General features: G+C 68.2%; 20 protein-coding genes, 1 tRNA gene and 1 riboswitch. Of the genes, 16 read left to right on the top strand and 5 right to left on the bottom strand.

All coding sequences use genetic code 11. The annotated features are described in order from the left end of the window. Nucleotides 1-66 precede the first annotated feature (66 nt). The 3 genes from QQZ11_RS00190 to QQZ11_RS00180 are packed head-to-tail and all read left to right on the top strand — an operon-like array spanning nt 67 to nt 3,103. Entirely contained in the window at nt 67-435 is a 369-nt protein-coding gene (locus tag QQZ11_RS00190; RefSeq protein ID WP_040437961.1) for a YraN family protein, read from the top strand. Further along, nucleotides 432-1,961 (top strand): YifB family Mg chelatase-like AAA ATPase, encoded by a 1,530-nt coding sequence (locus tag QQZ11_RS00185; RefSeq protein ID WP_022909893.1) that lies wholly within the window; start codon nt 432-434, stop codon nt 1,959-1,961. The genes QQZ11_RS00190 and QQZ11_RS00185 overlap by 4 nt, the downstream gene beginning before the upstream one ends. Further along, a complete protein-coding gene (locus QQZ11_RS00180) occupies nt 1,958-3,103 on the top strand; it encodes a DNA-processing protein DprA (protein WP_284548055.1) in 1,146 nt (381 codons plus the stop codon). Before QQZ11_RS00185 ends, QQZ11_RS00180 begins: the two co-directional genes overlap by 4 nt. A 38-nt stretch (nt 3,104-3,141) precedes the next feature. Here the strand turns inward: QQZ11_RS00180 and QQZ11_RS00175 are convergent, their stop codons facing one another. Next, nucleotides 3,142-5,475 (bottom strand): FG-GAP-like repeat-containing protein, encoded by a 2,334-nt coding sequence (locus QQZ11_RS00175; protein ID WP_284548053.1) that lies wholly within the window; start codon nt 5,473-5,475, stop codon nt 3,142-3,144. A 292-nt stretch (nt 5,476-5,767) separates the two neighbouring features. Here QQZ11_RS00175 and QQZ11_RS00170 point away from each other — a divergent pair, with 292 nt between their 5' ends. The 3 genes from QQZ11_RS00170 to QQZ11_RS00160 all read left to right on the top strand — a co-directional run bounded on the left by QQZ11_RS00170 (nt 5,768) and on the right by QQZ11_RS00160 (nt 8,208). Further along, complete coding sequence (locus QQZ11_RS00170) at nt 5,768-6,364, top strand: hypothetical protein (protein WP_284548052.1); 597 nt, start codon at nt 5,768-5,770, stop codon at nt 6,362-6,364. 48 nt (nt 6,365-6,412) lie between these two features. Beyond that, nucleotides 6,413-7,075, top strand: coding sequence for a DinB family protein (locus QQZ11_RS00165; RefSeq protein WP_284548051.1), 663 nt, complete (start codon nt 6,413-6,415; stop codon nt 7,073-7,075). A gap of 308 nt (nt 7,076-7,383) precedes the next feature. Then, nucleotides 7,384-8,208 (top strand): class I SAM-dependent methyltransferase, encoded by an 825-nt coding sequence (locus tag QQZ11_RS00160; RefSeq protein ID WP_284548050.1) that lies wholly within the window; start codon nt 7,384-7,386, stop codon nt 8,206-8,208. 283 nt (nt 8,209-8,491) lie between these two features. Here QQZ11_RS00160 and QQZ11_RS00155 read toward each other — a convergent pair. Then, nucleotides 8,492-8,576, bottom strand: a tRNA-Leu gene (locus QQZ11_RS00155). A 112-nt stretch (nt 8,577-8,688) separates the two neighbouring features. On the opposite strand from QQZ11_RS00155, the gene QQZ11_RS00150 reads away from it, so the two are divergent. Next, a complete protein-coding gene (locus QQZ11_RS00150) occupies nt 8,689-10,050 on the top strand; it encodes a M20/M25/M40 family metallo-hydrolase (RefSeq protein ID WP_284548048.1) in 1,362 nt (453 codons plus the stop codon). Nucleotides 10,051-10,076: 26 nt separating this feature from the next. Here the strand turns inward: QQZ11_RS00150 and QQZ11_RS00145 are convergent, their stop codons facing one another. Further along, on the bottom strand, nt 10,077-11,045 hold the full coding sequence (locus QQZ11_RS00145) for an aldo/keto reductase (RefSeq protein WP_284550110.1): 969 nt from the start codon (nt 11,043-11,045) through the stop codon (nt 10,077-10,079). Between the two features lie 48 nt (nt 11,046-11,093). Between QQZ11_RS00145 and QQZ11_RS00140 the strand changes: the two genes are divergently transcribed. From QQZ11_RS00140 to QQZ11_RS00125, 4 genes are all read left to right on the top strand, one after another. Next, nucleotides 11,094-11,855: an MSMEG_4193 family putative phosphomutase gene (locus tag QQZ11_RS00140; protein ID WP_022909901.1), complete on the top strand. Its 762-nt coding sequence runs from the start codon at nt 11,094-11,096 to the stop codon at nt 11,853-11,855. After that, entirely contained in the window at nt 11,852-12,394 is a 543-nt protein-coding gene (locus QQZ11_RS00135) for a DUF3090 family protein (protein WP_022909902.1), read from the top strand. Before QQZ11_RS00140 ends, QQZ11_RS00135 begins: the two co-directional genes overlap by 4 nt. A gap of 7 nt (nt 12,395-12,401) precedes the next feature. Continuing rightward, complete coding sequence (locus QQZ11_RS00130; protein ID WP_284548046.1) at nt 12,402-13,235, top strand: SCO1664 family protein; 834 nt, start codon at nt 12,402-12,404, stop codon at nt 13,233-13,235. An 85-nt stretch (nt 13,236-13,320) separates the two neighbouring features. Next, nucleotides 13,321-14,376, top strand: coding sequence for a hypothetical protein (locus tag QQZ11_RS00125; protein ID WP_284548044.1), 1,056 nt, complete (start codon nt 13,321-13,323; stop codon nt 14,374-14,376). Here QQZ11_RS00125 and QQZ11_RS00120 read toward each other — a convergent pair. Continuing rightward, a complete protein-coding gene (locus tag QQZ11_RS00120; protein ID WP_284548042.1) occupies nt 14,360-15,211 on the bottom strand; it encodes a serine protein kinase RIO in 852 nt (283 codons plus the stop codon). The two genes, QQZ11_RS00125 and QQZ11_RS00120, sit on opposite strands and share 17 nt — an antisense overlap. Before the next feature lie 336 nt (nt 15,212-15,547). Here QQZ11_RS00120 and mshC point away from each other — a divergent pair, with 336 nt between their 5' ends. The 5 genes from mshC to QQZ11_RS00095 all read left to right on the top strand — a co-directional run bounded on the left by mshC (nt 15,548) and on the right by QQZ11_RS00095 (nt 19,553). After that, complete coding sequence (gene mshC / locus QQZ11_RS00115; RefSeq protein ID WP_284548040.1) at nt 15,548-16,804, top strand: cysteine--1-D-myo-inosityl 2-amino-2-deoxy-alpha-D-glucopyranoside ligase; 1,257 nt, start codon at nt 15,548-15,550, stop codon at nt 16,802-16,804. Between the two features lie 129 nt (nt 16,805-16,933). After that, nucleotides 16,934-17,069, top strand: a riboswitch (FMN riboswitch). Nucleotides 17,070-17,145: 76 nt separating this feature from the next. Further along, a complete protein-coding gene (gene pnuC / locus QQZ11_RS00110; RefSeq protein ID WP_022909907.1) occupies nt 17,146-17,859 on the top strand; it encodes a nicotinamide riboside transporter PnuC in 714 nt (237 codons plus the stop codon). Between the two features lie 67 nt (nt 17,860-17,926). Then, entirely contained in the window at nt 17,927-18,193 is a 267-nt protein-coding gene (locus QQZ11_RS00105; protein ID WP_022909908.1) for a phosphoribosyl-ATP diphosphatase, read from the top strand. Nucleotides 18,194-18,201: 8 nt separating this feature from the next. Continuing rightward, entirely contained in the window at nt 18,202-19,071 is an 870-nt protein-coding gene (hisG, locus tag QQZ11_RS00100; protein WP_284548038.1) for an ATP phosphoribosyltransferase, read from the top strand. 11 nt (nt 19,072-19,082) lie between these two features. Next, nucleotides 19,083-19,553 carry a PH domain-containing protein gene (locus QQZ11_RS00095; protein WP_284548035.1) on the top strand — a complete coding sequence of 157 codons (471 nt, stop codon included), beginning with the start codon at nt 19,083-19,085 and terminating at the stop codon, nt 19,551-19,553. Nucleotides 19,554-19,579: 26 nt separating this feature from the next. Here the strand turns inward: QQZ11_RS00095 and QQZ11_RS00090 are convergent, their stop codons facing one another. Next, complete coding sequence (locus QQZ11_RS00090) at nt 19,580-22,519, bottom strand: GtrA family protein (RefSeq protein ID WP_284550109.1); 2,940 nt, start codon at nt 22,517-22,519, stop codon at nt 19,580-19,582. Between the last annotated feature and the right edge of the window lie 79 nt (nt 22,520-22,598).

The raw sequence follows: 22,598 nt of genomic DNA, 5'->3' as shown, positions 1-22,598 counted from the left end.
GCCTGTGGACATCGGCACGTCTGGGCCCGGCGCGCGTATCACTTCCCTGTGAGGGAGGTGGTCACCATGGCGGTGGCACGGATCACGGGTGTGCTGGGTCGCTGGGGCGAGGACCAGGCCGCCCTTCACGTCGCCCACCTCGGGTGGACGATTCTCGACCGCAACTGGCGGTGCCCGGTCGGTGAACTCGACCTGGTCGGCAGACAACCTGACGGCACCATCGTGTTCATCGAGGTCAAGACCAGGTCGGGGCGAGGCTACGGGGATCCCCTCGAGGCGGTGACCGTCGCCAAGGTGCGCAAGCTGCACGAACTGGCGCTGTGGTGGCTCCGGGAGCGGAACGTGTCGGCACGCCGGGTCAGGATCGACGCCATCGGCCTGGTGCGTGACCGCGACGGGGTCGACCTCACTCACGTCCGCGGGATCACCCGATGAGGGCCTCGGCATTCTCGGTGGGCCTGATCGGGCTGGAAGGCCAACTGGTCGAGGTCGAGGCGGCCCTGGGAGGTGGACTGCCCCGCACCGTGCTGGTCGGGCTACCTGACACGGCACTGTACGAGGCCCGCGATCGGGTGAAGGCGGCAATTCAGGGCTGCCGGCTGAAGTGGCCCGACCAGTTGGTGACCATCAACCTCACCCCCGCCTCCCTGCCCAAGTCGGGCACGCACTACGACTTGTCCATCGCCGGTGCCGTGTTGGCGGCCCTGCACGTGGTGCCGCCTGAGTCGGTGCTGACGACGGTGCTGCTCGGGGAACTGGGTCTGGACGGACGTGTGAGGGCCGTGCGGGGAGTCCTGCCGGGCCTGCTGGCGGCGGTCGAGGCCGGCATGACTCGCGCCGTCGTGCCCGCCAGCCAGTTGCGTGAGGCGAGCCTGGTCGAGGGTCTGGCGGTGTGGGGGATCGACACCCTGCCCGACCTGGTCGAGGTGCTCCAGGGGCGCCCCGTCCACCCCACGCTGACGCCCCGCGCGGACGAACCACCGGCCGATGCCATCGGACAGCCTGACCTCGCCGACGTGGCCGGCCAGACGGAGGCACGGTTCGCACTCGAGGTGGCCGCCGCCGGACGCCACCACTTGTTCCTGCACGGGGCTCCGGGTGTGGGCAAGTCCATGCTGGCCAGCCGCCTGCCGACGATCCTTCCCGACCTGAGCCCGGCCGAGGCGCTGGAGGTGTCGGCCATCCACTCGCTGGCGGGGATCCTCGATGGTGATCTGGTCACCCGACCGCCCTTCGCCGACCCCCTGCACAACGCCTCCATGTCGTCCCTGGTGGGGGGAGGTCCCAGGATCGCCCGCCCGGGCAGTGTCTCGTTGGCGCACCGGGGTGTGCTGTTCCTCGATGAGGCCCCCGAGTTCCCCAAGAACGTGATCGAGGCGCTGAGGACACCACTCGAGACGGGGTGGGTGACGATAGCCCGGTCCCAGGTGACCTGCAGATTCCCGGCCCGGTTCCAGTTGGTGTTGGCGGCCAACCCGTGCCAGTGCGGCAACTTCGGGGTGGTCGGCCTGCACTGCAAGTGCGCCCCGATGGCGGTGCGCCACTACCAGGACCGCATCTCGGGGCCGATCATCGACCGGATCGACCTGCAGCAACATCTCGTCCCCTTGAGGAATGCCAACCTGAAAGCCTCCCTGTCCCGTGCTGAGTCGTCGGCCGTCGTGGCGGGGCGGGTCGCCGAGGCCCGTGAGCGGCAGGGTCGACGCCTCGCTCCGCTCGGATTCCAGGTCAACGGTGAGGTTCCCGGCAGCGTGCTGCGTCACCATCTGCCCCCACCGGGGGGTGGCGAGTTGATCGACCTGGCCCTGGTGCGGGGCCAACTCAGCGCACGCGGTGTCGACAAGGTCCTGAGGGTGGCGTGGACCCTGGCTGACCTGGGTGGACGAGACGCCGTCGAGGTCGCCCACGTTCGGGCTGCCTTGGCGATGCGTCGTGGCGAGGGTGCCGAGGTGGCGGCATGAGTTGGTCGGCTGAGCGTCAGGCCAGGGCCTGTCTGGCGGCAGCCAGTGGGGGAGGGATGCGAGCTCTGGCTGATCTGGTGGCTGAGCACGGCCCCGTCGAGGTGTGGCAGACCCTGCGCGAAACCTCGAGGACGAGCTTGGCGGAACGAGCCCGCTCGGTCGACGCCGAGGAGGTGGAGCGAGCCACCAGTCGGCTCGGTCTCAGGTTCGTCGTCCCGGGCGACGATGACTGGCACACCGGTCTCGATGCCTTGTCCACACCCGATCCCGGGCGACTCGACCCCGGACTGGGCGGCATCCCGCTCGGTCTGTGGCTGCGCGGTCCGTTGTCGCTGGATGGTGCCCTCGCGGTGGGGCTGGTGGGGTCGCGCGCATCGTCGACCTATGGGGAGCGGGTCGCGAGCGACCTCGGCGCGGACCTCGCCGCCGGTGGTAGCGGCGGGGAAGGATCCTGTGTCGTGGTCAGCGGAGGCGCCTACGGCATCGACGCCGCCGCCCATCGGGGAGCTCTGTCGGTGGGGTCCACGATGGCGGTGATGGCCGGTGGACTCGACGAGTACTACCCCAAGGGGAACGAACGTCTGCTGGCCACTGTGGCCGAACGCGGGCTGCTGGTCTCGGAGGTCGCTCCCGGCGGGCGTCCCACCAAGGCTGGCTTTCTGGCCCGGAACCGCATCATCGCTGCCCTCTGCGCAGGTGTGGTGGTGGTCGAGGCTGCGCACCGTTCTGGGGCGCTGAACACAGCCGCCTGGGCCAGTCGGCTACGCAGGCAGGTGATGGCCGTGCCCGGACCGGTCACCTCGACCCTGTCGCTGGGCACCAACCGACTGCTGCAGAGCGGCGAGGCCGCGCTGGTGTCGAATGCCGGTGATGTGCGCGAGTTGCTGCTGCCACTCGACGCCACCCGCGAGGCTGCTGAGCGACCCGTTCAGGGCAGCCTCTTGGACGAGTTGCCGGAGATGCTCGTGCAGGTGCGGGAGTGTCTCTACCCGCGGCGCCCCACGTCGATGGACGAGATCGCCGAGGCGACCGGGCTGCGGCCACCCGAATGCTTGGCGGCTCTGGGTGAACTGGAGGAGCGGGGTCTGGTCGCCGCTCATCCCGCCGGATGGGTGTTGGCGCAACCGCGACGACCGACATGACCAGTGCTCATGCCGGCCGTCGGGTCGGGGCCGGGCGGTCAGGCGAGGAGTCGGTACCCCGACCCCTGCGCGTACCAGACGCCGGTGCCCTGCCAGGACTGGTTGCCAGCGTTGAGGTAACCCAGGATCTGGCCGGTGCCGGAGCTTCGACCGAGCAGGTCGCGGCGTCCGTCCCCGTTCAGGTCACCCGTCGACCACATCTGGTTCATCCCGCCCCAGCCGTGGCCCACCTGCTTCGACTCGGTCGTGTTGCCGCCGGAATTGAGGGCGTAGGCGAACAGTCGGCCGTACTTGTCGACCGCGAGCAGATCGGGCGTCGGATCGCCGATGAACTGGTCGACGGTGGTCAGCATTTGCATGTTGTCCCAGTTCTTCCCGACCACACTGGCGCCAGTGAGGTAGCCGCCCTTGGGGTTGAAGGAGTACCGGATGAGGTTCTGTCGGGCGTCGACGGCCATCAACTCGGGCAATCTGTCGCCGTTGAGGTCGTTGACGATCACCATCAGGCGGATCGAACCCCATCCCCGGCCGATCTTCTCGCCCGCGGCATAGCCACCGGTGGGCACGCTGCGGTAGAGCCACAGGCTTCCGTCGTCCCGGCGGGCGACGAGTTCGGTGAGCCCGTCGCCGTTGATGTCACCCATCTGGCTGATCCAGGTGGTGGTGGCCCAGCCTCGTCCGATCTCGAGTGGCTTGCCGCCACTGACGTCGGCCTGTCCGGGGATCCACCACAGCTTGTTCTGGGCGGTGTCGACGGCGATGACGTCACCCAACTTGTCGGGGAAGCGTGCTGTGACGAGTTGGAAGCTCCCGTCGGACTTCTGCAGCAGTGCCCCGTTCTGGAACTGCTGCACCAGGGCGCCCGACGAGGTACGGGTCTGGTCACCGACGGCGAGTCCGAGCTGGGTCTTCAGCGTCGGGTGACCGTTGAGCCAGGTGAGCACGGGCGGGGTCACGAGGGCTGCCGCCGTCGAGCTCGTCCAGTGCACCTCCCCATTGGGGAAGGTGGCGACCAGCCCACCGGAGCGGGCCACGGGATTGCCCTGCATCCAGCCCAGCGCGGCGTAACCGGCAGCGCGGGCCCGAGCAGCCATGGGTGCGTTCAGCTGGAGGATCTGCCCCCCGCTGGTGAGGAACAGGGTCCCGCCCTTGAAGTCGACGACTCGTCCGCCCATGAGGTCTCGTTCGAGTACGAAGACCGGCCCGAGCGAGCCGGACTCCCCGCCCAACTGCTGCCAGCGGCTCTGCAGCCGTGTCGTGGTGCTGAGCGCCGCCGCGACCTGGGTGCGCAACGTGGGCAGGTACGCCCGCAGATTCGTGCCGGGGCACTCGGTCTGCATCACGTCACCGTGTCCGGAGATGATGTTGATCTGCTTGCCGGCCAGCGTGACCTGTCCCTGGGCCGGGCGGTAGTTGTTGGCCAGCTTCCAGGCGATGATCCGCGTCAGCGAGGACTTCGTCGCCGCCGTCACCGCAGCGGTGTTGGAGTCCATCATCACGCTGACCCCGAACGTGTCGGTGTTCCACAGGGTCGCGTGGGCGCCGTGCACGGGGTACTCAAGGCCGCCGTGGCGTCCCTCGAAGATCTGCCCGTACTTGTCGACCAGCGCGTTGTAGCCGATGTCGCACCAGCCCCGGTCGAGCACGTGGAAGCGGTAGATGCCGCGCACGATCGAAGCGGACTGGTCCTTCGTGTAGGAGTTGGACCCCGCCGTGTGGTGCACGATCACCGCCTTGGTGGTCGTGTCGTAGTCCGGGGGCACGCAGTCGGCCCCGTTGGTCGACAGCAAGCTCTCGTCCGCGCCCCACGCCGCTCGCGTGATGACCGCCGGACGAGGCGTGTAGCCCGAGACGGCCTGGGTGGTGACCTGTGCCGGAGCGGCGTCGGAAGGCACCTGCTGAGGGTCGATCAAGGTGGCCTTGGCGTCGGTGACCGAGCCGCCATCGGTGGTGATCACGCGGGCTTCGACACCAGAGGCCTGCTCGGTGTAGACGGGGTCAGTCCCGGGCCGGCCCCGCTCGCTGGAGTCGACCTCGAGCACGTCCCAGGCCGACCAGGTGGATCCGTGCAGCACGCGGTACTGGACGGCGACCTTGCCGGTCTGCGACGACCAGGTGAATCCGACCAGGTCGAAGGGGCGGGTGGCGGTCTGCCCCATCTCGGCGACCACTGTGTAGGCCTTCTGGTCGACCGTCACCTTCTTGGAGGAGGTGGCGGGTGACAAGGAGACATGCTCGGTGTCGACGCGGGGGGCCGCCTCGGCCGGGGGAGCGGTTGCGGTGAGGGAGATGCTGGCCACCATGGCTGTCATGGCCGTGGCGGCGAGCACGTGGCGTCCGTACCTCATGGGCTGCTCACATTCGTGTGTCATGTATCGGTGCTGGATCTGTCGGGTGACTGGGTCGCGGATCGGGGTCGTTGGCCGCGTCTCGGGGGTGGTGCGTGGGGGGATCGCAGGCGAACCTGCCACTCCATCATGAACACATTCGAGGGCCATCCGCACCCCCCAAGGTGCGCCCTCCGCGAGCCGCGGGCGGTCCTGCCGTGGAAACGCTGCAGGGCTACTTGAGGTTGCCCGCTCTGCGAAGCTGAGCGATGTCGACACGATGCGGAGGGCAACGATGCGGATCTACGCCAGCGGGCGGAGGGCCACCAGACAAGCCGTGGGAGACCTCCTGGTGGTGTGCTGGGTGGTCGGCTGGGTCTGGGCCGGGGTGGTCGTCCACCGGGTGATCGCGCACCTGGCCGACCCGATCCGCCAGACGGCGAACACCTCCGGCAGCATCGCCTCCCAATTGCGGGAGGCCAGTTCGCAGCTGGGCCGGGTGCCCGCTGTGGGTGACCAGTTGATGCGCCCGTTCGACCGGATGGCCGGTGACCTCGACGGCCTGGTGGCGCAGGCCCACCAGCAGGTGGCCATGATCGGTTCGGTGGCGACGGTGCTTGGGCTGGTGACGGCCCTCGCGCCGATCGCGCTGGTCCTGACCTGGTGGGTGCCGCGACGCGTCGCGTTCGTCCGCAATGCGTCAGCGGCCCAGCGGTTCATCGACGCGGACGCCGATCTTGACCTGTTCGCGCTGAGGGCCCTCGCACACCAGCCGATGCCGCAACTGGCGAAGGTGTCCGCCGACCCGATGGGTGATTGGCGTCGGCGGGACCCGCGGGTGGTGGAGGCGTTGGCCAGACTGGAGCTGGATCGGCTGGGCATGGTCATGCCCGGCCGCGCTGAGGCATCAGCTGCTCCGGACGAGGTCGGGTGAAGCCACTCAGGGGTTGACCCCGTCTCTGTCCCGGGCTGCCATGGAGGTATGGAAGCGCGCGGAATCGACCGGAGTGACCACGACCGAGGTCGCAGTGACCGGGGTGGCAGTGACAGGGGTGGCAGTGACCGAGGTGGGAGTCACCGGAGTGACCTCGATGACGAGGACCGTCGGGAGTCCATCGAGGCAGAACTGCGTCGGGTGGACGAGGACTTCCGGCACCTGCTGACCACGGCTTCCCGGTCGGAGTTGCTGAGCCGCAGCGACGGCACTCGATGGACGAACGAGCAGTTGCTGTTCCACATGCTCTTCGGCTACCTGCTGGTGCGCAACCTGCTGGGCCTGGTGCGCGGTTTCAGCCGGCTACCGCGCTGGACCTCCCGTGCTTTCGCGACCGTACTCAACTCGCTCTGGCGTCCATTCCACGTGGTCAACTACTGGGGCTCCCTGGGTGGCGCCCGTGTGCTCGGGCATGCGCGGATGGAGCGGCTGTTCGACACCACGACGGCCGAACTGGCCCGGCGGCTGCACGCGGCGACCGCGGATGAACTGGCGCGGGGCATGCATTTCCCCACGCGATGGGACCCCTACTTCGTCGACTACATGACCCTGCATGCCGTGCTGCACTACCCGACCCAGCACTACGACCACCACCGACGCCAGTTGACCCTGTCGGCGGTCCGCGGCCCAGGGGCGGACAGGAGTCGTTGACTCGTCCCGGACGCGGCGAAACCCACAGGACCGATGCAGTCGCCAGCAGGTCGCGTCGCTCCTCACTTGCCGCGGTCCCGTCGCACTTGCCGCGGTCCCGTCGCACTTGCCGCGGTCCCGTCGCACTTGCCGCCGTCTCGTCCCACTTGCCTCCGTCCCGAGCACGTGCCCCACGCCTCCCCGGGGGCAGATGCGCCGTGCGGGGGCAGCTGGGTCGCACTGAGGGCAACACGGACGACAAGACGGCCCCTGGACCCGAGTTGTCGTCCACGAGAGCCACCGCGATCGGAAACTGCCACCATGGCCTGATGGAACAGGTTGCTCGGTTCTACGGTGGCCCCGGAGGCCTCGTCCAAGCGGTCCGCACGGCTCTGGAGGAGGCGGGACTCGACCCCTGTCGGCTACGACCTGACGACCTTGCACCGCTGGACGAGTTCCACATCCGCGGTCGGGCAGCGTCGATGGAGATCGTCGCAGCCCTGGCTGTGACGTCCGACTCCCACGTGGTCGATCTGGGCAGCGGGTTGGGCGGTCCCGCACGGACGATCGCCAAGACCACTGGCTGCACGGTCACCGGCGTCGACCTCACCCCGGAGTTCGTCGAACTCGCCACCGCGCTCTCGCAGTGGACGGGCCTCTCGGACCGAACCCACTTCATGGTGGGGGACGCGACGGCGACTGGGCTGCCCGAGACCTCCGTTGATGCGGTCGTGACCGTCCACGCAGGCATGAACATCGCTGACAAGGCAGCCCTGTACGCCGAGGCATTCCGAGTGCTTCGCCCAGGCGGACGATTCGTCCTCTACGACGTCCTGCAGGGGGAGGGCGGTGAGGTCCACTACCCGGTGCCATGGGCGAAGGACGAGTCGACCAGCTGGTTGGCAACCCCGGACCGGACACGGCAGCTGCTCGTTGAGGCCGGTTTCGAGGTGGTGGAGCAGGCGGATTCCTCCGACGAGAGTCTCGAGTGGTTCCGGCAGGTGCGCGCTCGCATCGAGCGGGAGGGCCAGCCACCGGTCACGTTCGCGACCTTCCTCGGCGACGCGTTCGCTGAGATGGCGGCCAACCAGGTGACCAATCTCGCTGAGCGGCGAATCCGCACCGTGATGGTGGTGTGCTCGCGGCCCCAGTGAGGTGGTTTGGGTCATCCAGACCGGAATCGCCAGATGCCCACGTCCTGCACCACCTGCCCTCGTGCCGCTCACCTGCCCTGCCCTTGGACGGGGGCAAGCGCACGGAATCAGGGCAACTGGCACGGAACGGAGGCAAGCGCACCGAAGGAGGGCAAGTGGCACCGAATGAGGGCAACCGCCCCGCGATGGCAACAACTGCGCCGGCCGGCCTCCGCCTCGAAAAGGGCCTGACGAACAAGAAGTCCCGGGACATCAATCGATGTCCCGGGACTTCTCACCAGTGTGTCCGAGAGAGGACTTGAACCTCCATGCCCTTAACGGGCACTAGCACCTCAAGCTAGCGCGTCTACCTATTCCGCCACCCGGACTCCACTGCCCGGTCGCCCGGACAGCCCTTGAACAATAGCACCAGCCGCACGGCACCAGAAATCGAGTCGCGCCGACTGGGCGACCCCGCCGCGACTTGGCAGGATGAGTCACATGACCAGCCGTCAGCCCTCGTCCCAGACCCCTCCCGTGCAGACCGAGAACGCCTCACGCAGGCCGGACGCGGAGGTGGTTGACATCTGTCGCGACCTGATCACCCACGACACCACCAACTACGGTGCCGGGGAGTCCAAGGGCGAGCGCGAGTGCGCAGAACGGGTGGCCGAGTACTTGGCGGAGGTCGGCATCTCGTCCGAACTGATCGAGACCGAACCCCGCCGCAGCACGCTGGTCGCGCACTGGGAACCCGAGGGAACCGACAGTTCCGTCCCACCACTGCTGATCCACTGTCACACCGACGTCGTGCCGGCAGTGGCCGGCGACTGGTCCGTGGATCCGTTCGCGGCCGAGGTCAAGGACGACATGCTGTGGGGACGCGGAGCTGTCGACATGAAGGACTTCGACGCCATGCTGCTCTCGGTGGTGCGATCGAGGGTGCGCGAGCGACGTGCCCCACGTCGTCCGATCCGGATGGTGTTCTTCGCCGACGAGGAGGCCGGGGGAGAGCTCGGTTCCCACACCCTCGCCCGCACCCGTCCCGAACTGTTCAACGACTGCACCGACGCCATCAGCGAGGTGGGCGGGTTCTCGCTGACCGTCCGCGAAGACCTGCGCCTGTACCTGGTGCAGACCGCCGAGAAGGGGCTCGTCTGGTTGAAGTTGATTGCCGAGGGCCGCGCCGGCCACGGGTCGATGCGCAACCACGAGAACGCCATCACCGAACTCGCCGGCGCCCTGCACCGGATCGGTACCCACCGATGGCCCGACCGCCTGCACCCGGCCCAGAAGGCCTTCCTGGCCGAGGTCGAGGACGCCTTCGGCATCGAGGTCGACAACGACGACGTCGAACAGACCCTGGAACGACTGGGTTCGATCAGCCGCATGATCGGCGCCACCATGCACAACACCGTGAACCCCACCATGATCGAGGGCGGCTACAAGGCCAACGTCATTCCCGGACGAGCGGAGGCCCAGCTCGACGGGCGCTTCATCCCGGGGTTCGAGCAGGAATTGATCGACACCGTCCGAGAGTTGGCCGGACCGACCATCCAGGTGGAGACGACCGTGCGACGCCGAGCAGTCGAGACGGAGTTCGCCGGCGGTCTGGTCGACGCCATGCAGTGGAGCCTCAGCCAGGAGGACCCGCACGCCAAGGCCGTCCCCTACCTGCTGAGCGCGGGTACCGACGCGAAGGGCTTCGAGGGCATGGACATCAACTGCTTCGGGTTCGCCCCGCTCCGCCTCCCCCCGGAGTTGGACTTCACCGCGCTGTTCCACGGGGTGGACGAGCGGGTCCCGCTCGAGTCACTGGAGTTCGGCGCCCGAGTGCTCGACCACTTCCTCGACCGAGTCTGAGCCTCCGTCGGCCCGCCTTCCCTGACCTACGAGAGATGACGGGCGACGTTCGGGCCACCGGAGATGTCGTCGAGGGCTGCGGTGATCTCACCGGGAAGACGCTGGCCCACCACCCCCATCAGCTCGTCGAGGTGGGCGACCGATCGCGGGCCGACCAGCGCCGACGCCACCCCGGGTGCGTCACGGGTCCACAGCAGCGCGACCTGGGCAGGTGAGAGTTCGAGCCCCTGGGCCGCGGTGGCCACCGCATCGGTGATGGCACGCGGTTTCGGCTCGAGATACGGCTCGACGAACCAGGAGAAATGGTCCAGGGCCCCACGTGACCCTCGCGGCACACCGGTGCGGTACTTGCCGGTGAGCACCCCCCGGCCGATCGCCGACCACGCCAGCACGCCCAGGCCGAGCGCCTGAGCCGCCGGCACCACCTCGACCTCAGCCCGGCGGGCCAACAGGGAGTACTCGACCTGCGCCGACACCAGTGCCGCCCGGCCCGGCAACGCTCGCTGCCAGGTGGCTGCCTGGGCGGTCTGCCAGCCGACGAAGTTCGACACCCCCACGTATCGGGCCATCCCCTTGCTGACGGCTTGGTCGAGGGCCTCCAAGGTCTCCTCCAGCGGGGCATCGCCCCACGCGTGCACCTGCCAGAGGTCGACGTGGTCGGTGTGCAGACGCCGCAGCGAGGCTGCGAGGTCGGTGAGCATGGTGCGTCGCGAGGTGTCCACCACGCGGCGACCGTCGTGGAGGCCGAAGCCGGCCTTGGTGGCGATCACCAGGTCGTCTCGGCGCAGGTCGGTGTGGATCGACTTGCCGATGATCTTCTCGGCGATCCCCTGGCCATAGGCGGGCGCAGTGTCGACGAGCGTGCCGCCGGCGTCCACGAAGCCGCGAAGCAGGTGGCGCCCCACTTCGGGCGAGGTGTCACGCCCCCACGTCATCGTGCCGAGGCCGACGGTCGAGACCTTCAGTCCCGACGCGCCGACGTGGCGTTCCTCCATGCCCTTCACGCACGACACCCTAGCCACCGGCTGGGTAGTGTCGCCCCCATGAGCACTCTGGTCGTGGTCCGCCACGGACGAAGCACGTCCAACGCTGCGGGCACGCTGGCGGGGCGCACCCCTGGCATCGTCCTCGACGAGGTCGGCCACCAGCAGGCCGCCACGCTGGGTGAGCGGCTGGCAGGGGTGAGGCTCGCCGCCGTCGTGTGCAGTCCTCTGGAGCGCTGCCAGCAGACCGCCAGCCGCGCTCTCGACATCGCGGGCATCAGCATCGAGGTCTCCACCGACGAGCGGGTGCAGGAGACCGACTACGGGCATTGGTCGGGCCGTCTGCTCAAGGACCTCGCGAAGGAACCCGCGTGGCGCACCGTGCAGACCGCTCCCAGCCAGGCCCAGTTCCCCGGCGGTGAACGCATGCTCGAGGTGCGTGAACGGGTGGTCGACGCGGTGCTCGACTGGAATGCGCGTCTGCCGGTCGACGCAGTCTGGCTGTTGGTCAGCCACGGCGACCCGATCAGCGGGCTGCTGACTTGGGCGCTGGGGATGGACTATGACCGGGTGCAGTCCCTCATGGTCGACCCCGCGTCCGCCTCGATCATCCACCTGCCGCCTCCCGGTGCCGAGGCCGGTAGTCCGCAGGCCATCGTCCGGGTGGCGACGGTCAACTCGGTTGCCGGGCCGATCGGGGCTTTCGTCCGCACCCCTGACGCGGCGGGTGGTCAGGTCGGTGGGGGAGTGGGTGCCACCGGTGGCGCCCCCGTGGGCAATGACCCGACCGATTCCGACGCATCTTCTACAGTGGCCCCATGAGTCGGTCCACCTTCAGCTTCCACGACCCCGACCGTTTCGTCTCGGGCACCATCGGCCAGCCGGGCCAGCGCGCCTTCTACCTGCAGGCCCGCGAGGGCAACCGCATTGTCAGCGTGTTGTGCGAGAAGGAACAGGTGCAGGTGTTGGCCGAGCACCTCGAACGCATCCTCGACGAGCTGACCAAGCTGGTCGACCAGCCTCAGCAGGTCGCGGCTCCCGTGACCGTCGCCGACGACCTGGACCCGCTGGACCAACCCTTGGACGAGGAGTTCCGGGTGGGCTCGATGTCGCTCGCGTGGGACTCGGGACGGCAGAAGATCGCCATCGAACTGTTCAGTGTCGATGACGAGGACGAGTCCGGTGACTCCGTCGACGTGAGGCTCAGCACGGGGCAGGCGCGTCAGTTCGTCGCCCGGTCGAAGGCACTGGTCGAGTCGGGCCGGCCCGCGTGCCCCTTCTGCCTGCAGCCGATCAACCCCGACGGTCACATCTGCCCGCGGGCCAACGGGTACCGGCGGCCGTTGTTCGCTCGCGAATGAGCCACAGGTGACTGAGCAGTCGAGCGCTCCCTCCGAGGACGACGAGGAGGAGTTCGACCTCGTCCAGCCCCCGGGCTTCAGCCACGACCTGGCCGAACCGCCACGCGGCGAACTCGTCGTGACCGGGCGGTTGGTGCGGGCATCCAATGCGACCTTCCTGGTCGCGGACGAGGCGAACCGCAAGTGGGTCTACAAGCCCGTGCGCGGGGAGGCGCCCTTGGCCGACTTCCCGATCGGCACCCTGGGCCAGCGGGAGATCGCCGCCCATGACCTCTCCCGAGCCGTGGGGTACGACTGCGTACCCTTCACCTGTCGCGCCGATGGACCGTTCGGGCCCGGATCGGTGCAGCACTGGGTCGATGACGCCATCGACGACCTGGCCGCGCTCGTGCTGGTCGACGACGTGCCGGCCGACTGGTTTGGCATGCTCGTGGGCGCGGACGAGAGTGACCGCGACATCGCCCTGGTGCACGCGAACCATCCGCGGCTGCGCCGGCTGGCCCTCTTCGACCTGGTCACCAACAACGCCGACCGCAAGGGGGGCCACATCCTGCACCGGCCCGCGAGTGACCAGGTGCTCGGCGTCGATCACGGACTGACGTTCAATGCCGACCCGAAGCTGCGCACCATCCTGTGGGGCTGGGCCTCTGAGCCCTTCACCAGCGACGAGCAGCACCTGCTGCAGCGCACCCTCGAGCTGGCCGAGGACATCGTCGGGCCCTGGCTCGCCGACGACGAGATCGACGCCCTCCACGAGCGCGTCACCGAGGCCCTCGTCCGCGGCACCTTCCCGGAACCACGCGACGAGGGCTGGCGCACGATCCCCTGGCCCCCCATCTGAACCCTCGCCGGTGCAGGTTCGCGGAAACCTTCCCCCGGCGGGCCACCGGTCGTAGCGTTGGAGCATTCCGACAAGGGGGTGGGTCATGCCAGGGGTGGTCAGGTCCGATTCGCGGCTGGCGGTGGTCGAGGTCGACGGGGTGCAGGTCGGCATCACCGATTCGGTGACGGGGGGTGCGTTGTCGAGCATGATCGTCGGTCTGCCAGGTCCCGGCGACACCATCAACCAGCACGTCTCGCACCCGCTCTACGAACCCCTCTCCTGGACAATGGGCGCAGCCCTCGACTCCGGTCTGCCCGACTGGATCATGGCAGCGGTGAACCAGCGCACCGTTCCCTCGCGCGGGTCGCTGTCTTTTCGTTCGACCACCGGTGAGGAGGCGCAACGTCTGGAGTGGGGAGAGCTGACCGAACTGCACGTGGCCTTCCCCCTGTTGGACGCCACTCGATCCGAGCGGGGAGTGGTGACGGCAACCCTGCACGCCGGTCGCCTGCACCGCACCGCGGGCTCGCCCGCCGCCAGCGCCACCCCCAAGGAGGCTCGGCAGCCACAGTGGTTGGTCAACAACTTCAGGCTGACGATCGACGGGCTCGACTGCTCCCGGGTGAGCCGGGTGCAGCCGCCAGAGGTGGTGGTGACCATCCCGTCGACAGCCGTCGGTGAACGTCGCGAACCCACGGGTGCCGTCTCATCGAGGGTCGGCAACCTGAGTCTGCAGCTGGAGGATGCAACCGGGTTCTTCGCCTGGTACGAGGACGTGGTGCAGGGGGGCAACAACGGAACCGCCGGCGAGCGGTCCGGACGGTTGGAGTGCTTGGCCCCCGATCTCAAGCAGGTGTTGTTCTCGGTCGAGTTGACCGGCCTGGGGATCATGCGGATCGCCCCGCAGTGGACCGCGACCTCGGGGAAGCCCTCCACCACGGAGGTCGACCTGTACTGCGAGGGACTGCTGGTCAAGGCCCCCACCGCGAAGCAGGACTCGGCCGACCGCGAATCGCTGACGGACGACACCCGGACCAGCGCAGACCCAGCGGCTGGCGCGGGCACCAGCACCACGCCGATCATCGAGACACCCCTGCGGAACCGGCCACCGATCGGACGAACCATCCCCGACCTTCCGCCGTTCACCAGGCCGCGCTGACGGCCTCCGCGAACCACTCCTGGGGATCCTCGGCATGACCTCGGCGGGTGAACCAGTCGCACAGGTTGGTGCAGTCGCGCAGCAGCCATTCGTGGGCCTGGGGATGCACCACCAACTCGACTGCTTGGGGCACGTCGATGACCACCAGTCGTCCCTCGTGCACCAGCGTGTTGTAGGGCGACAGGTCGCCGTGCACCCAGCCGAGTTCCGCCAGCCGGACGACCACCCGACGAGCCTGTCCAGCCAGATCGGCCAACTCGGCGGGGTCGGGTGAGGTCTGCACCAGGCGGGGCGCAGCCTGCTGCGCAGGGGCGTCACCGATGAACTCCATCAGCAGTTCTGTCCCGGTCACCTGCACGGGGTACGGCACCGGTAGCCCCGCCGACCAGAAGGTCGACAGCAGGTCGAACTCGCGACGCGCCCATTCGACGACGGCGACCTCCCGACCGAGGTCGGTCCCCTTGCGCTTGGCGCGGCCCTCACGCGTGTTGCGCGTGCGTACGCCCGCCAGGTAGGTGTCGAACCCGCCGAACGAGCGATGGTCGTGGGACCGGTACCGCTTGGCCACCAGCATGGACCACTCGCCGACAGCGCCGGTGCGCTCGGCGGGCACCAGTGCACGCTCGATCAGGTGGGCGTCGGCCTCCTTGCCGGTCTTGAGCACGCCGAGTTCGGTGTCACGGGCGGCCTCGTGCTGCACCACCCAGGCGGGCTGTGGTGGGGGGCCCTGGGTGACCCCGATGTCTGGCCACGTCGACCATCGTTGGTTCTCGTCGAGGTCGGTGGCACCGAAGGTGAGATCGACTGTCGACCAGTCGAAGGAAGAGGGGTTCAAGGCAGGTCTCCTGGAGAGTCGGAGGTCTGTCAGGCAGAACCCCCGAGGACGAAACGGGTGTGGGCATGCAGCCGTCCATGGGCCATGACGTCCTCCTTCCAGTGGGCCCGCTCCGTGGCGGGATCTCGATGCGCTCACCGTAGGCCCTCGTGTGGTCGTCCCGCATTTGCTTTTTGGTGCGGTCCCCGGGGCGGGGTGGGCAATGACCCTGAACCGGGGGCTCACCGGGCCCCGAGCACAGCTCTGGACCGGGCCTGTTCGCTCCCGGCTGATGCGCCGCGTGGACGGCTGGACGGGCGAGGTGTCGGTGCCGGAGCCACAGCTAGGCTGACCGCCATGCAGGCTTGGACTCGTCCCTTCGTCCCCCGCGTCACGGTCGAGACCGATGACGCCCCCTCGCGACTGAGGGTGCATGACACCGCCCGTGAGGAGCTGGTCGAGGTGGGCCCGGTCGACGGCACGGCTCGCATGTACGTCTGCGGAATCACCCCCTACGACGCCACCCACCTCGGTCATGCGAACACCTACCTGACCTTCGACCTGATGAACCGGGTCTGGCGCGACCTCGGTCTCGCGGTGAACTACACCCAGAACGTCACCGATGTCGACGAACCGCTGCTGGAGCGGGCCGAGCAGACGGGAGTGCGCTGGCAGGACCTCGCCCTCGACCAGACCGACCTGTTCCGCAGTGACATGGAGGCGCTGAGGGTGATCCCGCCTGACCACTACATCGGGGCCGTCGAGTCAGTCCCGTCGGTGCTGGGCTTGCTCGAGTCGATGCTGCCGAGCGGGGCCGTCTACCAGGTCGACGACCCTGAGCACCCGGACTGGTACTTCGACGTGTCGACCGCTCCCGGCTTCGGGTCGATCAGTCACCTCGACCACGACGCACAGCTCAAGAAGTTCGTCGAGATGGGCGGGGACCCCGATCGGGAGGGCAAGCGCAACCCGCTCGACTGTCTGGTCTGGCGCCTCCATCGCAACGGCGAACCCCACTGGGAGTCGACGGCGCTCGGTGAGGGACGACCCGGCTGGCACATCGAGTGCAGCGCCATCGCCCTGGGCCATCTCGGGCCACATTTCGACGTGCAGGGGGGCGGGTCCGACCTCGCCTTCCCCCATCACGAGATGTGCGCCGCCCAGGCGCGGGTCGCCTCCGGCGAACCCCTCGCCGATGCCTTCGTCCACTCCGGCATGGTCGCCCTGGACGGCGAGAAGATGTCGAAGTCGAAGGGCAACCTGGAACTTGTCTCACGCCTGCGCGCGAACGGTGCCGAACCGACCGCCATCCGGGTCGCGCTCCTCGACCACCACTACCGCTCCGACTGGGAGTGGACCGACACCCAACTCGAAGCTTCCGAGCAGCGACTGGCTACTTGGCGTCAGGCAGTGTCGCGGGCGGAAGGTTCCGCGCCGGTCGAGGCGCTCGTCAAGGGCCTTCGGACCAGCCTCCGCGACGACCTCGACGCACCGGCGGCGTTGGTCGTGGTGGACGACTGGGCCCGACGCACGCTGGCCGGTGAGGGTGCCGACGACCCGGAGCAGGCCGTCGCGGCGATCGACGCGCTGCTGGGCGTCTCGTTGACAGCCTGAGCGGAACAGGGCTTCCGGCGCCGGGCCGGTGAATCCCTTGGGGTGGCTGGCCGTCCACCGAGGGAACAAAGTTCGGCGGCATGTCGTTGTGAGTGCCAGAATCCATTGGTCGCCGACAGGCGACGCAGCACAGTGTTCCGGGGTCGGTGAAAGTCCGAGCCGGCGGTGACAGTCCGCGACCCGAGGCCGTTGGGAGACCAACGCCGAGGTTGAACTGGTGGAACTCCAGTACCGACGGTGAAAGTCCGGATGGGAGGAACACGAGGTCAGCTGGCGCGCTCCGCGTGCCTGCCTGTCCTTCTCGCCCCGGTGCATCGCTGCAACCGCGCGAAAGGACACCCATGTTCGACCTCCTCACCCGGTTGCTGGATGCTCAACTCGACCTCGGTCTCGGCAAGCCCATCCTGTGGCGCGAGATCATCGGCAACGGTTTCGGCTTGGCGTCGGCAGTGCTCGGCATGCGCCGCAGGGTCTCCGCCTGGCCGATCGGCATCCTCGGCAACGTCATCCTGTTCACCGTCTTCCTGGGCGGTGTCTTCCACACCCCGCAGAACCTCGACCTGTGGGGGCAGGCCGGACGCCAGGTCTTCTTCCTGATCACCTCGGTCTACGGCTGGATCACCTGGGCCGCCTACCGCCGGCGACACGAGGACGAAGGGGTGGGCGTCCAGCCTCGGTGGGCTGGCAAGTGGGGGCTGCTGCAGCTGGGCGTCGGGGGTGTGGTCATCTTCGTGGCCAGCTTCTACGTGCTCCGGGCACTCGGCTCGTGGGGTCCCGCAGCAGATGCGTGGATCCTGACCGGCAGCATCCTCGCGACCTACGGCATGGCCCGGGGCTGGAACGAGTTCTGGCTGATCTGGATCGCGGTCGACATCGTGGGCGTACCCCTGCTGTGGAAGGCCCAGTACTACCCGAGCGCGCTCATGTACGTCATCTACGGAGCGTTCGTACTCTGGGGGTTCGTCACGTGGCTGCAGGTCCAGCGGCGCAACCGTGCCGTGGAAGCGGACGCAGCGCACGACCAGAGCCCGAGCGGGGTCAGCGTCAGCCTCTGATCCTCGCGGGTCTCGCCACGATGCGCGGGGTGGGGGCACTGTCCCCACCCCGGTAGTCTTGCTCCACGTGAGCAAGTCCTTCGAAGAGCTCTACGCCGAGCTGAGTCACACCGCCGCCACCCGCCCCCAGGGATCGGGCACCGTCCAGCGCCTGGATGCGGGCGTGCATGCCATCGGCAAGAAGGTGGTCGAAGAGGCCGCCGAGGTCTGGATGGCCGCTGAGTACCAGTCCAAGGACGAGGCCGCCGAAGAGATCAGCCAGCTGCTGTACCACCTGCAGGTGATGATGATCGCTCTCGACCTCTCCCTCGAAGACGTCTACAAGCACCTGTGAGGACTGACATGACTGACGAATCGGGTGCGCCGCTGCTGCGGATCGCGGTCCCCAACAAGGGGTCACTGTCCGAGTCCGCGATCCAGATGCTGCGTGAGGCCGGGTATCGCACCCGTGCCGACACCAAGGAACTGGTGCTGCTGGACGAGCAGAACCAGGTGGAGTTCTACTACCTTCGTCCCCGCGACATCGCCGTCTACGTGGGGGAGGGAACCCTCGATCTGGGCATCACCGGACGCGACATGCTGACTGACTCCCGAGCTTCCGCCAACGAGATCATGGGTCTGGGCTTCGGCCGCAGCCGTTTCCGTTTCGCCGCTCCCGGCGGCGCGGACTGGCAGGTGGGTGACCTCGAGGGCACCCGGATCGCGACCTCCTACCCGGGCCTGGTCGAGGCCTACCTGGCCGAGCGTGGAGTGACGGCTCGCCTTATCAAGCTGGACGGGGCGGTCGAGTCGTCGATCCGGTTGGGAGTCGCCGACGCCATCGCAGACGTGGTCGAGACAGGGACGACGCTGCGCAAGGCCGGCCTCGAACTGTTCGGCGAGCCCATCTGCATCTCCGAGGGCATCCTCATCGAGAGGGTCGGGCTCGAACACAACGCACTGGTCGAGCAGGTGCTCCGACGGTTGTCCGGCGTGTTGGTCGCCCGTGACTACGTGCTGGTCGACTACGACGTGGCCGCCGAGCACCTCGACGCGGCCTGTGCCATCACCCCGGGGCTGGAGGGTCCGACCGTTTCGGCCCTGGCCAAGCCGGGATGGAGCGCCGTCCGCTCGTTGGTGCCCAAGGCGCAGGCCCAGCGGTTGATGGACGAACTGTGGCAGGTCGGGGCGCGAGCCATCCTGATCACCGAACTGTCGGCCTGCCGGCTGTGAGGGGTGCCTACGTGAGCGAGCGCCTGCAACCCGGCGAGAAGCGGGTCTTCCGTTCACTTCCCGTGATGCGGACCGCCATCAGCCTGTCGGTGCTGCTGGTCAGTGCCTCGCTGTTCGGTTGGTTCATGCTCGACCCACGCGTGCGAGCGCAGTTCACCGTGCCGCAGATCGCCACCCTGCTGTTCTTCGTGGCGCTGATGGTTGGGCTGATGATGACCGTCGGCCTGTCGTCGGCCGTGGCCACCACGGAGGGTCTGAAGGTACGCAACGTGGTCAGCACCCGTCGCTACGGCTGGGACGAGCTCGAAGGAGTCAGCATCGGGTCAGGCGACGCCTGGGCCTACCTCACCCTGGCTCCTTCCCAGGACCACCCCGAGGGAGAGACCAGCATGCTGCTGGCCATCCAGCGGGCCGAAGGGGTCGAGGCGTCGGTGGAGAGGGTGCGGGAACTCCGCGAACTGATCGAGGCCAACCGCTCCTGACGGTCTCTCGATCGGCGCTCCTGACCTCAATCCTCGGTGTGGTCCGGACCGTTCGGGCCCTGGACATGGCCGAGGGGACGCCGCAGCCTCGCCCGTCCCGAACGCTCCAGATGGGCCAGTGCCGCGAGCAGGCCGAACGCCAGCAGGCTCACTGTGACGCCCGCCACCAGTCCAGGTTGACGGTAGGCGCATCGAACGCTCTTGGCGCCCCTGACGTCGAGGGCCAACAACCCTTCGCGATCGGTCGTGGGCGCGCGAGAGCCGTCGATCGAGCAGCTCCATCCGGGCTGCGCGACGGTGGCGATGACCACGGTGCCAGTCTGGGGGCTCGCATAGTCGGCCATCACGAGCCCCGGCTCAAGGCGTATCGTCGGCACAAGGGTCGACCTGATCTGTTGGCTGAGGGCTTGGGTGTCGACGCATAGCGGAGTGCCCGGAACGATGGCAGTCCTGGTGCCGGGGTGGATTGTCACGTTCGCCCGCCCGGTCGCGGCACCGGCCAGGCCCACCACAAGTTGACCGTTGGTCTGGTAGCGGGTGCCCTTTCCGCCCTTGTCAGCATTGATGCTCGACCAGCGCACTGACGGCATCAGGTAGCTGGGTGTGCCGGCGGTGCAGATGACCGCCTGGCGAAAGATCGCTTGCGGACCCGGAGCGGGGATCGTGCCGCGATCGTTGCGAAGGACCGGGCTGCCGTCGCTCCACGATTCCCTGACCTCGGGCAGTCTGACCACTGGGGAGTTGAACAGGGAGTTCCACGCGTCGGCGGTGGACTGGGTGACGGCCTGGGAATCGGAAGGGGCTGGCGATCCCCCGGGCTCGGAAGGGGCCGGTCTGTCGACGTCTGGCGAAGTGATCACGCGCACCATGGGCATCACCTCCGATACCTTGACCGCCCGTCCCGACCAACGGGTTGAGATGGCCAGTACGGCGTCGGTGAGTACTGAAGGTTGTTCCACGACCCGCCTCGGTGCGTGGCCGACACCCAAGGGCGCCAGTGCGGTCTCAATCTCGGCGGGCAGCACGGAGGTGTAGCCGGAGACGCCCGGGAGCCCGTACAACAGAGGGTCGTTGGCGTGGTCGACGAACAGTCCCGGGCCGCCAGTGGGCTGGCCTGAGCGGTGGTTCGGCCAGTCAGACTGTGCGAGCAGATGGCTGGCGGTCTCGCGCTGTTGTTTGGACACGTGTACGTAGGGTTCGCTGGTCAGGTAGATGTCCCAGGCCGCAGGCAGCATCGCTTGACCGGACCAGGCGAGTTCACACACCAGAGCGACCGTGGTCAGGATCTGCAGGCTACGCAGGGCAGGTGCCGATCTCACCAGCGTCTGGCCCAGAACTGCCAACCACACCACCGCGGGGGGCAGCCACCACCACCACTGGGTCGGCGTCGCCCCCGACGCGGCGGCCCCGCGCCCGTGTATGGCCAGTCCGGCCACCAGCAGGCCACTGACGGCGAGCTGGGGAAGAGTCAGCCAAGCTGGGGGTGAACCGGTGCCCGTGGGAGCCCTGTCGGGCAAGGCGTGCCAGGCTGTGATGACGAGCAACCCCGTGAAGATGAAGATCCATCGGTAGGCATTGCCGTTGGGGATGTCGCCACCGTTCATCAGAATCAGGATAGGGCGCAGGCGAGGGGCTATCAGCAGGACCAGGCAGAGTCCGCTCCACACGGCACGGTGTCGCCACGTGACCCTTGGCGTGAGAGCGACCGCTGCGGCAGCGAGAAGTGCGAGGCTTCCCGTGAACATCAGGGGCATGAAGGTGGCGCCGGCCGTGAATCCGAACCAGTTGAGGCTGAGCGCCTCCCCGGGGACCATCACCAGATCGCTCCTGGCGGGTGCCGCCCTGCGAACGGCCAAGAAAGTGGGCAGCAGCATCCATGCGGAGGTTGCCACTCCCAGAGCGCCGGCGAGGGCGAACCGGATGAGGGCCTTGGCCAAAGGGAGTCCGGTGGCCAGGCACCACGTGACGCAGAAGATCGCAGCTCCGATTGACGCCATCAAGGAGGAGTAGTAGTTCGACCACCACCCTATGGCGACCAAAGCCGCGGCGACCACCAGACTGTGCCCACGAGCGACGAGGACGGCTGCGAGGCACATCACCGGGAAGGCCAAGAGGCCGTCCAGCCATTGAGGCGAGATCATACCCAACTGCACCACCCACGAACTGCTGGAGTAGCCCACCGCGAGCACGACCCCGGGCAAGCGCTCGGCGGTCGGCCGGAGCACCTGCAACAGGCCCATCATCGCGGCCGCGGCGAGTCCCAGCCTCAGCAGTGAGACGGCGAAGATGGCCGCGTCCATCCAACGCAGGGGGAACAGCGCAACCACGGGCGTGAAGGGTCCCGCTAGGTAGGTGGCGTAGGTGGGGAGAAACCCAATTCCCGCGCCTGACTCCCAGGAGAAGAGGATGTTGCCGTGCGCCGCCCCGTGGAGGACGTCGTACAGGTAGACGTGGAAGGGCAGGTATTGGGCCCCGTAGTCGCCCACGGCTCTGCCCTGGCCACCGAACGGAGTGAACCCCATGGCGACCGCGACCCACACATGGATGCTCACGGCTAGGGCTCCCGCCAGGAGGGGGGCTCGGACGGCGGCCAGTAACCGTTGCCGGGGAAATGGTGCACGGCCCCCGGCCGGGCGTTCTGCCAGCACAGCAGTGGTGACCAGGTAGGTCAGCGGAATCGCGAGGATGCCCATCACCAGCGTGACGTAGCGCTTGTCGGCCCCGAACATGGTCACGGCGACCAGCGACCCGAGCGTGGTGAAGGCGACATTCACAGCTGTGGTTGCCGGGAACCCGAGGAAACGTCGCCAGGTCGGGGGCACGCGGTAGGTGAACCTACAGTTGGCGAAGAAACTGAACATGAAGGAGATGGCCCACGCGATGAGATGGGCGCCAAGGTACGGCATCGGTGTGGTCAGCAGACCCCGATAGAACCCGTAGTAGACGGCTGTGTTGGCCACACCCACGGTGCCGAAACGAAGCAGCCTCGCGACCGGTGGTTGCCTAAGGAGCAACGGCAGCCGATGTCTTGTCGCGCCCGACGTT

Origin of the sequence: Aestuariimicrobium sp. T2.26MG-19.2B (genome assembly GCF_950101875.1) — a bacterium.
Classification (GTDB): Bacteria; Actinomycetota; Actinomycetes; order Propionibacteriales; family Propionibacteriaceae; genus Aestuariimicrobium; species Aestuariimicrobium kwangyangense.
This window is presented reverse-complemented; position numbering and strand designations above follow the sequence as displayed.